The sequence below is a fragment of the Gammaproteobacteria bacterium genome, assembly GCA_016765075.1.
In the GTDB taxonomy this organism is placed as follows: Bacteria; Pseudomonadota; Gammaproteobacteria.
Genome location: JAESQP010000145.1, coordinates 1 through 12,224, shown reverse-complemented (window position 1 = coordinate 12,224; position 12,224 = coordinate 1). Strand labels below are relative to the sequence as shown.

General features: G+C 46.2%; 9 protein-coding genes and 1 pseudogene. 7 read left to right on the top strand and 3 right to left on the bottom strand.

What is annotated here, in order from left to right; genetic code table 11:
• The first annotated feature begins 433 nt into the window (after positions 1-433).
• The 7 genes and pseudogenes from rpsP (at position 434) to JKY90_08980 (ending at position 5,007) form a co-directional block, all read left to right on the top strand.
• Entirely contained in the window at positions 434-697 is a 264-nt protein-coding gene (gene rpsP, locus JKY90_09010) for a 30S ribosomal protein S16 (protein MBL4852395.1), read from the top strand.
• On the top strand, positions 691-1,236 hold the full coding sequence (gene rimM / locus JKY90_09005) for a ribosome maturation factor RimM (protein MBL4852394.1): 546 nt from the start codon (positions 691-693) through the stop codon (positions 1,234-1,236). The genes rpsP and rimM overlap by 7 nt, the downstream gene beginning before the upstream one ends.
• Before the next feature lie 28 nt (positions 1,237-1,264).
• Positions 1,265-2,071: a tRNA (guanosine(37)-N1)-methyltransferase TrmD gene (trmD, locus tag JKY90_09000; GenBank protein MBL4852393.1), complete on the top strand. Its 807-nt coding sequence runs from the start codon at positions 1,265-1,267 to the stop codon at positions 2,069-2,071.
• A 27-nt stretch (positions 2,072-2,098) separates the two neighbouring features.
• Positions 2,099-2,464, top strand: a complete 366-nt coding sequence (gene rplS / locus JKY90_08995; GenBank protein MBL4852392.1) for a 50S ribosomal protein L19 — start codon at positions 2,099-2,101, stop codon at positions 2,462-2,464.
• A gap of 139 nt (positions 2,465-2,603) precedes the next feature.
• Positions 2,604-3,125: a methylated-DNA--[protein]-cysteine S-methyltransferase gene (locus JKY90_08990; GenBank protein MBL4852391.1), complete on the top strand. Its 522-nt coding sequence runs from the start codon at positions 2,604-2,606 to the stop codon at positions 3,123-3,125.
• 3 nt (positions 3,126-3,128) lie between these two features.
• A pseudogene (gene xerD / locus JKY90_08985) lies at positions 3,129-4,036 on the top strand (site-specific tyrosine recombinase XerD).
• Between the two features lie 242 nt (positions 4,037-4,278).
• A complete protein-coding gene (locus tag JKY90_08980) occupies positions 4,279-5,007 on the top strand; it encodes a DsbC family protein (protein MBL4852390.1) in 729 nt (242 codons plus the stop codon).
• Between the two features lie 323 nt (positions 5,008-5,330).
• On the opposite strand, the gene JKY90_08975 is transcribed toward JKY90_08980, so the two are convergent.
• The 3 genes from JKY90_08975 to JKY90_08965 are packed head-to-tail and all read right to left on the bottom strand — an operon-like array spanning position 5,331 to position 12,134.
• Positions 5,331-8,852 carry a UvrD-helicase domain-containing protein gene (locus tag JKY90_08975; protein ID MBL4852389.1) on the bottom strand — a complete coding sequence of 1,174 codons (3,522 nt, stop codon included), beginning with the start codon at positions 8,850-8,852 and terminating at the stop codon, positions 5,331-5,333.
• Complete coding sequence (locus tag JKY90_08970) at positions 8,782-11,790, bottom strand: PD-(D/E)XK nuclease family protein (protein ID MBL4852388.1); 3,009 nt, start codon at positions 11,788-11,790, stop codon at positions 8,782-8,784. Before JKY90_08970 ends, JKY90_08975 begins: the two co-directional genes overlap by 71 nt.
• A gap of 20 nt (positions 11,791-11,810) precedes the next feature.
• Positions 11,811-12,134 (bottom strand): ferredoxin family protein, encoded by a 324-nt coding sequence (locus JKY90_08965; GenBank protein MBL4852387.1) that lies wholly within the window; start codon positions 12,132-12,134, stop codon positions 11,811-11,813.
• Positions 12,135-12,224 lie beyond the last annotated feature (90 nt).

Here is a 12,224-nt window from a genome sequence, read left to right as displayed (position 1 = left end):
CACTCAGATGCAAAGAATGATGAAGCAATTTAAAAAAGGTGGCATGTCAAAAATGCTCAAACGTATGATGCCTGGTATGCGCTTAGGTTGAACCTAAATAAATCAGTTAAATCTACTGTGGACGCCTAATGCACTAAACCTAAAGTGTTTTTTGCTAATTGTAGACTCACCCGTAGAGTGACTACGCGATCGTCTAAAATTAGCAAAAAACACTTTATCTTTATCACTTTAGACGCCCTCGCTACGATTCAACTGATTTATTTAGGTTAAAAGAGCCATTTTGTTTATGACAGTTGGACTTTTTGCTGCCAGCCATAACGTCAATACGGGCAGTGGTAGAGCAAGACTGGAGATAGGCTGTACTTTTAGTCCCAGTTTTAGCTATAATCCGCGGTTTTTACCGAAATATCGCATTTTTTCCGGAGAGTATTACATGGTCACAATCCGTCTGGCACGGGGTGGTGCTAAGAAACGGCCGTTTTATCACGTTGTTGTTGCCGATTCGCGCATGCCGCGCGATGGCCGTTATATCGAGCGCGTTGGGTTTTTTAACCCAGTTGCAACCGGCCAAGAAGTTCGTTTGCAGCTCAAATCTGAACGCATTGATTATTGGTTAAGCCAAGGTGCTCAGCCTTCAGATCGCGTTCATAAATTGATTAAGTCTAATAGCATCGAGTCTAACAGCGCTCAATCTTGACGTCTAAATTAGGCTCCGGGTTAACCCTGAGTAAGGTCGTAGTCGGCCATATCGCTGGGGTTTATGGTATTAAGGGGTGGGTGAAAATCCGTTCTTACACTGACCCGATCGAGAATATATTGCACTACCGTTGCTGGCAGCTTGGCCTGCAAGATGGTTGGCAAAAGCGGCGACTCATTGAAGGGCGACGTCACGGCAAGGGTTTAGTGGCGTTGATTGAAGGTTTCGAGACGCCTGAGTTTGCGCGAAACTTTGTTAGCACTGAGATTGCTATTGAGCGCTCAGAATTGCCTGAGATTGCTGAAGATGAGTATTACTGGGCTGATTTGATTGGCCTTAAGGTCGTTACAATCGATGGTTATATGCTCGGTAAAATCAGCCATTTGATTGCAACGGGCGCCAACGATGTAATGATTGTTCGCAGCAGTAGCGAGACAGGCAAGCACGAACATTATGTGCCGTATATACGCGGTGATGTGGTTCGACAGATTGATCTTGACAGTGCAACCATCGAGGTTGATTGGGACCCAGAGTTTTAGGTGTAGCCAGACTATTAGGGCGAGTGTCATGATAAAGCGTATTGATGTCGTGACTTTGTTTCCGCAAATGTTTGCAGCGTTGACTGACTACGGCGTAGTGGGTCGGGCGTTACGAGGCGAGCATGTAGCACCCCAGGGCTCGGTTTTGTCCCCCCTTGATAGGGGGCAAGTACAGTTTGCAATGTGGAATCCACGTGATTTCACGCAAGACAAACATCGCAGTGTTGACGATAGGCCTTATGGTGGTGGGCCAGGCATGGTGATGCAGGTTGAGCCTTTGCGTAATGCCATTAAGGCAGCACAGTTGGCAGCGACGGATAAGGCATATTGTGTCTATTTGTCACCGCAAGGTCGGGTGTTAGATCATTCGACTTTGCAAGAATTAATAGCGCGTCCCCGTTTATTGTTAGTGGTGGGGCGTTATGAAGGCCTTGATGAACGTATCATCGATGCCGAAGTCGATATGGAATTATCTATCGGCGATTATGTGTTAAGTGGTGGTGAGTTGCCGGCCATGGTATTAATTGATGCCATGTTGCGTTGGTTGCCTGGGGTGCTAGGTGATGCCGAGTCGGCACAGCAAGATTCATTTGCTCAAGGGCTTTTGGATTGCCCACACTACACGCGCCCAGAAGTGTTGGACGATATTGCAGTACCTAGTGTATTGCTCAGCGGTGACCACGAAAAGATTCGTCGTTGGCGCTTAAAGCAGGCCTTGGGTCGAACCTGGTTACGACGTCCAGAGTTGATTGCAGCGCGCCGCTTAAGTAATGAAGAACGTTGCTTGCTGGATGAATTTATTAGCCAGCAAGAAGTGATTAAACGTAACGATTAAACAGCTTTATTTTTAGGAGTTATCCCAATGAGCAATATCATTGACCAGATAGAAGCCGAACAGTTGAAGTCCGATGTCCCCGCATTTAGCCCTGGAGATACGGTTGAAGTTCAAGTGAAGGTGATTGAAGGAACACGCGAGCGTTTGCAGACGTTTGCCGGCGTTGTTATCGCCAAACGTAACCGTGGTTTGAACTCAGCGTTTACCGTGCGTAAATTATCTCATGGTGAAGGTGTTGAGCGTGTTTTTCAAACGCATAGCCCAGCGGTTGACAGCATTAAAGTGGTGCGTCGCGGTGATGTTCGTCGTGCTAAGCTTTACTATCTGCGTGGCTTAACCGGTAGGGCAGCACGCATTAAAGAGAAGCTGGTTATAAAGAAAAAAGCCAAATAAAACCCAGTGTAGTGTTGGTTTGTGCGTAACAGCGCAGCCAAAGCTGACTAAAATAAGCAGGGTTCTATGGCAACATAGAACCCTGCTTTCGTTTTGCTGCTTGTACTTTAGTGTTATTAGTGCGCAGTTTTGGTGATCTATGGCAGAATACTTGGAAGATCTTGCAGTGATGGCCGCCGCATCCGATTACGATGCCGTATTCGATATCCCGATTGATGGCATTAAGCTGGGTGTTCGTTGGCGTTCAGGGTCTATATATGGCATAGATTTTCTGCCTAATTTAGCTGCAGATATCAAGACCAAAGACCAGCAATTGGCAGCGGCCATTAAGATTTTGAAAGACTACTTTCTGCTGGGGCAATCGCCGTCGGCTTTGCCAATACGTTTACAAGGCACAGATCATCAGCTTCGCGTTTGGCAGGCTATTCAACAGATACCGCCCGGTGCAGTTGCCACTTATGCTGAAATAGCCAAACATATAGGCAGCGCACCGCGAGCAGTTGGCGGTGCTTGTCGCCGCAATCCAGTACCTATTATTGTGCCGTGCCATCGTATAGTTGCCAGCAATGGCATTGGCGGTTTTGCCGGCGCAGGTGTGGGTAAACATATTGCTGTCAAACAGTGGTTGCTCAATCATGAGCATAAGATCGTTAGCGATTAGCTCATGACCAAGTCTGAGAATAAATCTGATCAGGCGCTTATTGAACGTTTTCTCGATGTATTGTGGGTAGAAAACGGCCTCAGTAAAAACACCTTGAGCGCTTACCGTAGTGATCTCAGCCAGCTCGCACTCTGGCAGCAAAAAATAACAATGAATTGTTTGGTTTAACACGTGAGTATTTACTACGGTATCTTTCACACGCGCAACAGCAAGGTAAATCGTCACGCTCCAGTGCGCGTATGTTGAGCAGTGTGAAACGGTTGTTTCAGTATTTGATCCGCGAAGGCGAATTAGAATCCGACCCCACAGCACAAATCGATTCGCCACGTTATATGAAGCCTTTACCCTCATCGCTCACTGAATCAGATATTGATGTCTTGCTCAATGCACCTGATATTAATACAGCGCAAGGTTTACGTGATCAGGCCATGCTGGAAACCTTATACGCCAGTGGTTTGCGCGTTAGTGAACTGATTGGTTTGCAGCTATCTCAGCTAAACTTAACGGATGGTTTGGTTCGCGTTGTCGGTAAAGGCAATAAAGAGCGTTTAGTGCCGCTGGGGGAACAGGCTATTTTAAGCCTGCAACAGTATTTGGCTGAGGCACGGCCAGAGTTATTGCGGCAACGACAAAGTGATGCCGTATTTGTCAGTAATCGCGGTCAGGCTATGGTACGCCAGACATTTTGGCATCTCATCAAACGCTATGTTGTGTCTGCGGGAATCAATAAAGTGGTATCACCGCATACGCTGCGTCATGCTTTTGCTACGCATTTGCTCAATCATGGTGCTGATTTACGGGTCTTACAGATGTTATTGGGGCACAGTAGTTTGTCGACGACGCAAATCTATACCCATGTGGCGAAAGAACGATTGAAGCGACTTCATGCTCAGCATCATCCGCGAGGTTAAAAAATCATAAAATGACGGATTTAATCACTGAAGCTGTGGTCAAATCTTTAGCCAGCTTCCCTCTGCAACTGAACAGGACAAACTGTCGCGCTGGAAAGCACGCTTTGTTCAAGCTAAAATGTTGGCATTGAGACTAAACATTATCCAGTATCGTCCGCCTTTGTGAAATATGCGGACTAGGTTTGGCGGATATCTCGCCGTTATATTGTTCACCTTATGATTTTACAATAGAGAGTAATTTGATGTCACGATTGATCGTTTTATTGCTAGTGTCCTTGGCTTTAATTGCTGGTGTCCCTGGTCTGAGTGTTGCTGCTGATGATATGGCAGAGATTAAGCAAGCTCTTAAGGCGCTTGTGCCTGAGTTAGAAGCTGACAGTATTAACCCGAGTGTGGTAGACGGTCTCTATGAAGTTGTTTTTGGTACACGGGTATTTTATATTAGTGCTGATGGCCGTTATTTTCTGCAAGGCAATATCCTTGACACTAAAACGAAAGTCAGCTTGACCGAAGCTAAACAGACGACTCTGCGTGCTGAGTTAGTTCAGTCGATGGATGAAGCAGATATGATTGTTTTCGCGCCAGAGTCGCCCAAGCACACTATTACCGTGTTTACTGATATTGATTGCGGTTATTGTCGCAAAATGCACCGCGAAATGCAGGCCTATAACGATGCTGGTATTGCTGTTCGTTATGCTGCTTTCCCTCGTAGTGGGCCTGATACGCCTTCTTATTTCAAGGCTGTTTCAGTCTGGTGTGGTGAAGATAAAAAAGCACTTATGACACAGGCAAAAAACGGTGATAAATTTGCACAAACTAAGTGCGAGAGCCCTATTGATGCACACATGGAAGTTGCTTCAAAGATTGGTATTAGTGGTACACCAACCATCATCCTTGAAGACGGTACCTTGATGCCCGGTTATGTGCCAGCAAAACGTTTGTTGCAAGCTTTAGAACAAAACCAGTCTTAGGAGCCTCTGATTAATTCATGAAACACGATCTTGCGCCTGAAATATCCCAGCTCTGCGTTACGAATCTTGCCAATAGTCCCGCTATTGGCTGCGATTCGTGCCTTGATCTGGAATATTTCAGTCGGCAATTTCATTGTTCCAGAATTAATCAGAGGCTCCTTAAAAGAATAGCACTTACTTAAGAGCTTATCTGTCATTCCGGCGGGCTTTTGGCCGGAATCTAGATTTATCAATCCCTGGATTCCGGCCAAAAAAATGCCGGAATGACGAGCCAATTAACTAATGGTCATTTGATAGAAGCTTAAGTAAGTGCCATTCCAGTCTTAGAAAGTAAGTTTAACCAACTTCTTTTGTGTGGTGAATAATATTGCCGCACTCACTGTTTTGTCAGGCCATAGCAGTTTGACTGCTGCTCGATAGCGAGACAGTTGTTCGCGGTGCTCTTGCGCTAACTGTTCTAAGTCGTCAGGCAAATGTTGCCGACTCTTGTAATCGATAATCAGTGCGCTCTTGTCATCAACGACAAGCCGGTCGATAACCCCAAAGCGTTGCTGGCCCTGGCTATCTATGGCGTTGACATTGACTTCGTTGTAGGCATTCTGATAGTGCGTGGCATCAAAACAGGCCTGTAATTCAGCTGCCGTATAAACTGCTAGTGCATCCTGCCAACAGGTCGTGATATCAAAACCATGAGGCAGGCCGCGTAGTTGGCGAATGACTTCATCGGCTGTGCTTGAGGCGTGTAGTCTATCTGAAGACAGCAATTCGAGTAGGCGATGGGTCGTATTACCGTAGATGATTGCATCCGTATCAAGGCTCTCTTGAACATCAGGGGCTGTTGCGTGCTCTTCCTCTTGGGAGGGCGAAACAGAGTCTTGGATTGCGATGGGGGTATAGTCATGCCATTGTTCGGTCGTTTGATTGCTACTGCTTAATGTGAGGCTCTCTACAATGCCTGGGTTGCCTTTATTCATCGGGGCGGCTTGAGTTCCCGTTTCTGCTGACCAGCCACGTGATGTATCAAATTCGCTGTTGGATTGCTGGGCGACTTGCTGCGCGATGTGTCCATACCAACTATTTTTCCAGTCACCTTTTTTTGGTTCGACTGCGCTAATAAATAACAACTGTCGTGCTCTGGTCATGGCGACATACAGTAAATTCGCATCTTCGACGCTTTCTTTTTGTTTGTCACTTTCAATAAGACGTTTGCTTATGCTGTCGCGATACATGCTGGACAGAAAAAAGTAATCAGGTTGCTGCTTGTTGGCTGGCCAATCGATCAAGCTATGGTGTCGCTGATTACGACTTGCTTGATTACCGGTATCGGCAATAAACACGACGGGCGCTTCCAAACCTTTAGCCGAATGAATGGTCAGTAATTTTACGGCTTGCTTGTTGCCTGAAAGTAGTAATTCATCTGGTGATTCCTTACGCTTTTGCAAAAGCTCTAGGCGATAGATAAATTTCTGCAAACTCGGATAGCGGCCGCTATCGATTTCTAACGCCAATTCAATAAAGCGCGTTAGATTTGCTTTTACCTTAGCCACATAATGTGGCGGCAAGCTCGCCATATAGCGGGCAATGATATTGCCTTGATGATAAATACGATCAAGTAAATCGTGTACCGGCAGCTTGCCGGTCAGCGTATGCCATTGTGTGAGCAAGGTGCATGCGCGTGCTAGTGTTGTGCTGGGTTGTTCAAGTAACGCTAATCGTGCATACCAAGACAGTGTTTTGTCGTTACTGGCCGCAGCCAAAGTGCTCAGGTCTTTATCGCTACAGGCGAAAATGGGTGAGCGCAGCACGACTGCTAGCGCAAGATTACTATGTGGAGTCAGTAGCGTATTGCATAGACTCAGCATATCCTGGATTTCCAGAGTCGAAAGTAATGACTTGCGCTGCGTACCAATAAAAGGAATGTCTGCGGCCAATAAGGCGTTTTCATAGTCAGCAACATGGCGGCGTTTTTTCACCAAAATCATGATGTCGCCATAATCAATAGCGCGTGCTATGCCATTGTCAGTAATAGCGGTATTGTTTTTGATAAGGGCTGAAATTTTTTGTGCAATGAGTTGGCCTTCTTGTTGATAGCGTTCATCGATGTCAACCTCTCTTGGTGTCACTAACGGGTTGCGTAGAGTGTGATCGATGTTACTTTGACCGCTTACCTCTTTTTCTTCAGGGATTTCGTTGGCGATCAAGGGTAATAACTCAGTATGCCCCCAAAGGTCTTGATGCACCGTATCATGGGCTTGAAAATCGACGAGCTTTTTACCCTTGATCGCTAATGAACCCTCTGGTGTGGTGCCCTCAGTACGTGCGCCTGAAAATACTTGGTTAACGAGATTGATAATCGCTGGCGACGATCTACGCGATTGGTCTAAGCGTAAGGCATGATGTGGTGCTGGCTGTTTTTCAAGCCACGATTGTGCAGCGATAAACAGATCGGGTGCAGCACGCCGAAAACGGTAAATAGATTGTTTGCCATCACCAACGATAAACACGCTTCGCTGTCGTTCGGTTTGCCCGGTAATTTCTTCAAGCAAGGGATAAAGCATCTGCCATTGTGTCGGGTTGGTATCTTGAAACTCATCAATCAAAATATGATCGATACGTTGGTCGAGCTTGTATTGTACCCAATGCGACTGCTCGCTATTGGACAAAAGTTTATACACTTGCCATTCCAAGTCAGAAAAATCGAGACAGTTTTGCTCATGCTTAATAGTTTGAAAAAATGTCAGCAATTGGTTGCCAACGGTATACCAGGCATGGCTGATCATGGCTGTTTTTTCACGATACAGTCTGTCTAGTAAATCAGCGACGGTCTGTGATAGTGAATGATGCAGCGTGATAAAAGTGTCTTCGTTAGTTTCGCCCATACGTTTGGCTTGCGCCTTGCTGGGGTTTCTTTTGCGTAATGTTGGGTTTTTATCTGTTGTAAAAAATATGGCATGCAGTGTTTGCAGTTTGTCAATGTCAAACTGCATGTGTGTGAGCAAGGTATTGAGTGTAAGTGCGAACCCACTATTTGTTTTGTTTTTGTTCTTTTCTAATAGTAATGAAAACTGCTTAAGTTGTTCACGCAGGGAATCTGATAGTGAAAGTGTCTCATACGATTGAGTTTCCAATTGTAATACATCACGAATTTTTCGAGTTGCGTAGGCAACAGGGTCACGCTGGTTTTCGGTAAATGCCCACCAGTCACTGCGATGTTCAAGAAAATCGTTAAGTAAGAGCTCTTCAACACTGTTTGGGTTGCTACACTCGTTGAACAAATGGTCAAGTGCAGTATTGAGGTTATTGGATGATTTTTTTCTGGCGCCATTAAGCAAACGTTGCCAAGCCTGATGTTTAAGTAGAGTGCTTGACTCCAGCAATTCAAAACCGGGGTTAATATTTGCTTCCAAGGGAAAGCGTTGTAGCAGGTCATGACAAAAGGCATGAAAGGTGGTTATTTTTACAGACTGTGGGTTGAGTAACAGCGTTTCATAGAGCAATCGAGCACGCTCGCTATAAGATGAATCCAGATCAAGAGCCTGTAATTTGTCAATGAGTTGCTGCTCGTCAATAGAGGCTAATTCATAAAGCCTTTCATTAAGCCGCTCAGCCATTTCGCCAGCGGCTTTGCGAGTAAAGGTGATTGCGACAATACTATTGGGGGCGCTGCCGTCTAACAGTAAGCAGATAATCCGACTTACCAATAAATACGTTTTTCCACTTCCTGCTGAAGCAGAAACCGTAACGTTAATATGGGATTTAAGTGCTAACATCGTTTTATTGCTCTGGCTCAGATTGCCAGCTTTGTTTGCGGCAAACACCTTGAAACTCACAGTATTGACAAACACCTTCATCACCCCAGGCGGGTAATGTTGCGCCCTGATGCAGTTGTTGATGCAGTGTGTTGAGGCGTTGTTGATTGTCTTGAGTAATGTTGGCCAGGTCATCGCCTTCGATAATGGTTTCTTTGACTTTATCCCCTAGCTCAAGGTATTTGCATTGACTAACGGGACGAGACCAAAGCATGGCATAGAAAGGTAATTGCACTGATTCACCCGTCATAACCTCACTTTTCTTGGCGGTTGTTCCGGTTTTGTAGTCTATGACGGCATCGCTGTTATTGCTGGTGTCAACGCGGTCGATACGCCCTTTTAGTCCGTATTGGTCTGTTGTCGGTGCTAGTTCGGTACGACATTCGCCGCCATAAAACTGCCAGCTTTCAGCGTGTTTTATTTGCCAGTCAATGTAGGTGGGTATGCCATTACGCCAGCGTTCGAGCCAAACGCGGTGCAGTGCATTATCTTCCAGGTCAGTCGCGAATACCTGTTTAGCAATATCGTTAAGGTGATCGATGCCCGCCTGGCGTGAATCTTTAGTTAGTGCTGGGGAGAAGGGTTGCGGCAACCCTTTTACCTCACTGTGAAACGCCTGCAGACAGCGATGGACGAGTTCGCCATAGTCTGATTTTTGTAATGCCTCACGTATTTGCTCAGGGGCTGACAACTGTAAGCACTGCGCGGCATAGAAGCGGTAAGGGCAGTCAATTAGTTGTTGATAGCTAGAAGCTGAATAGATATTAGGTAACAGAGTAGGGCTAACACGTGGAGCAGGCCGCAGTAACTTTGTGGGTAGCAGTGTGTCATTGAAGTTAGATAGTGTTAAATCACTGGCTGCTGTCGCAAGCGTAAGGTCGTGCAGATCTTGGCCATAAGCCATTTGATGAAAGGCATTAATAAGTTGTAGCCAGGGTGCCAGGGTTTGTGGCTGGCCGTTATGGTCAGTGGTGTAGGTGGCAAGAATATTAGGTGCGCACTCAAGCAAACGACGAAAATGATAAAAAGTCGTTTGCAGTTCATCTGTTTGTGTACGGAGCCCTAGCTCTTTGCGTACCGATTGATTGAACAACGGTGAGACCGCTGTCCTCGTAGGTAGATGGCTGGCATCGGCAGCGGCAATAATGAGCGCATCGAATTGTTCAAGATTTGACTGGCTTGCTGGCAACAAGGCAATCCCGCCTTCAATTCGATGCAACTGAAAATAGCTTTTCTCGAATGAGCGTGCCAGCCATTGGCGAAATGCTTGCCAGGGCAAGGTTTCTGTTTGAGCTTCGGCTATGGATTGCAGGGTTTGTAGTTGTTCAATAATGTTATGACCGGCTTCATCGTTTTGCAATGTCGATATTAATCCGATACGTTGCATGCTCAGTTCAACTGCTGACAATAAATCACTCAGCAAATAATTTTGGCTGCTGTCTTGTTTGGACAAGGATTTTGTTTTGGTGAACCGTATAATCGGCTGTGCCGCATACTCAATGGCATCAAGTAATTCACTAACATCGTTATTCTGCCATTGCAGGCGTTTTTGGCGCGAATGAATAGAAGAGCGATAGCGCGCTAAATTAGCCTGCACGTTTTCGCGGCGAATAATGTCTTGCTCAAAGCGATAGGTGGCTTTAGACAGCTTGGCTTGATCCCAATTAGGTAAGACAAAAGGTGATTTGAGCAAATCAAGTAACGGTTGGTAGGCAAAATCTTGTTCGATAAGGCTGAGCCAGCATTCTATTACTGCTGCTGCGCTGGTGGTGGACAGTGCCCAGCCAGTATAGTCATTAACAGTAAGGCCAACACGCTCAAGTAATGCCCGCACACGACGCGCAAGGCGGCGATCTTCAGTAATAATGGCGAGTTGTTGTTTGCCCTGTTTGCGCCAATGTACTAGCTGTAAAGCGATAGCCTGTGCTTCATGTTCGGCACTGGTGTTGTTACATAAACGCAAGCGATGTTTTGCTGGGCTTTGCGGGTGCTTTTGACTAAATGATTGAGCACGTTGCTTGATGCCGATGCGTTGCAACGACTCGGTGCTGGCTAACGGTGTATACGTATTATTAAGGAAATCGCTATAAGCTGAATGGGTGCCAGTTGAACGCACGCCAGCTGTTTGCTCAAAGCTAAACGCGCTGAGCAATGGGTGTATGGCGATATCACTATGTAATTGGCTGAGGGGGAGTTGGTTCGGGTCGGTTTCGTCAGTACATGTTGATTGTTGTCCGTGTAAAAAGATCCCCACTTGTTTGTTTGCATCTAGGCGCTGTAAGAATGCAAGTTCAGCAGGCAGCAAGCGGTGATAGCCTGCGACATAAAATACGCTAAGGGAAGGTGCATTAATAAGTTGTTGCAGGCCTTTTCTATGGGCGGTTGCATCGTCGGTGTAATCGTAGGCATCGAGTTGTTCTTGATAGGCATGCCATAGCGTGTGAACAATGTTGGTTTCACGGTTAAGAGGTGACAATGCGGCTTGTTCTGGGTTAACAGAGTGTTGCAAACCATAAGCCGTTGCTAAGGTCTCAACAAAGTGCTTAGAGTCTTTAGGCAGTGGGGTGTGGTTGGCGCTGAGCTCATCAAATAAAGCCAGCAAGTTATCGACTAAAAACCAGGTTGATACCGTACCGAATAACTCTTGGCGCTGAGCTAATGCCTTATAAAGCATTAGTTCGCGCGCACGATTACTAATGATCGCTTGACTAAGGCTGCTTTGTTCGGCAACGTAATCACGCAGACTGCATACGGTTGGCCCGAGCAAACCATTATAGCCAGATGCCGTAGCGCAAACTAACAGTTGACGCCGTAGTTCAGAGATTTGATTGGGGTTGTTGATTAAGACCGTGACGTGTGTCAGGTCAGGCAGAAGATTTTCTTGCTCGGTAATAATTTGCTTGGCAAGCAGCGCAACAGGGTTCTCGCCATAGGCAATGAGTTGGTGACAAGCGCTGCTATTCGACGGCGTCATAGCACTATCGTTGCCAAAAACTATCGTTCCAGGAGTTCGAGCTTGCCTTCTTTACCGTCCCATTCATCGGCATCTTCTGGCGAATCGATCATTTCGGTAATCACTGGCCAGACTTTGGCAAGATCGGCATTAAGCTCAAGAAAATGTGCCTGATCATCAGGCAAATCATCTTCCGAGACAATGGCATCTACAGGACATTCTGGCTCACACAAGGTGCAGTCGATACATTCATCTGGGTCTATGACGAGGAAATTTGGCCCGACATGAAAGCAATCGACCGGGCAGACTTCAACACAGTCAGTGTGCTTACATTTAATACAATTTTCCATTACGACAAAGGTCATTTTGTGCTCCGCCCAGGCTAATCAGAGGTTTCTTAAGGAGCCTTTAGTGTGTCTGGAGTAGCGAGATTGATGACTAAAGCTTTTCAGATT

What these genes read in the sequence shown, in the direction of transcription:
- rpsP (MBL4852395.1), top strand. Translation starts at nt 434, where the DNA reads ATGGTCACAATCCGTCTGGCACGGGGTGGTGCTAAGAAACGGCCGTTT.
- trmD (MBL4852393.1), top strand. Translation starts at nt 1,265, where the DNA reads ATGATAAAGCGTATTGATGTCGTGACTTTGTTTCCGCAAATGTTTGCA.
- rplS (MBL4852392.1), top strand. Translation starts at nt 2,099, where the DNA reads ATGAGCAATATCATTGACCAGATAGAAGCCGAACAGTTGAAGTCCGAT.
- JKY90_08990 (MBL4852391.1), top strand. Translation starts at nt 2,604, where the DNA reads ATGGCAGAATACTTGGAAGATCTTGCAGTGATGGCCGCCGCATCCGAT.
- JKY90_08980 (MBL4852390.1), top strand. Translation starts at nt 4,279, where the DNA reads ATGTCACGATTGATCGTTTTATTGCTAGTGTCCTTGGCTTTAATTGCT.
- JKY90_08970 (MBL4852388.1), bottom strand. Translation starts at nt 11,790, where the DNA reads ATGACGCCGTCGAATAGCAGCGCTTGTCACCAACTCATTGCCTATGGC.
- JKY90_08965 (MBL4852387.1), bottom strand. Translation starts at nt 12,134, where the DNA reads ATGACCTTTGTCGTAATGGAAAATTGTATTAAATGTAAGCACACTGAC.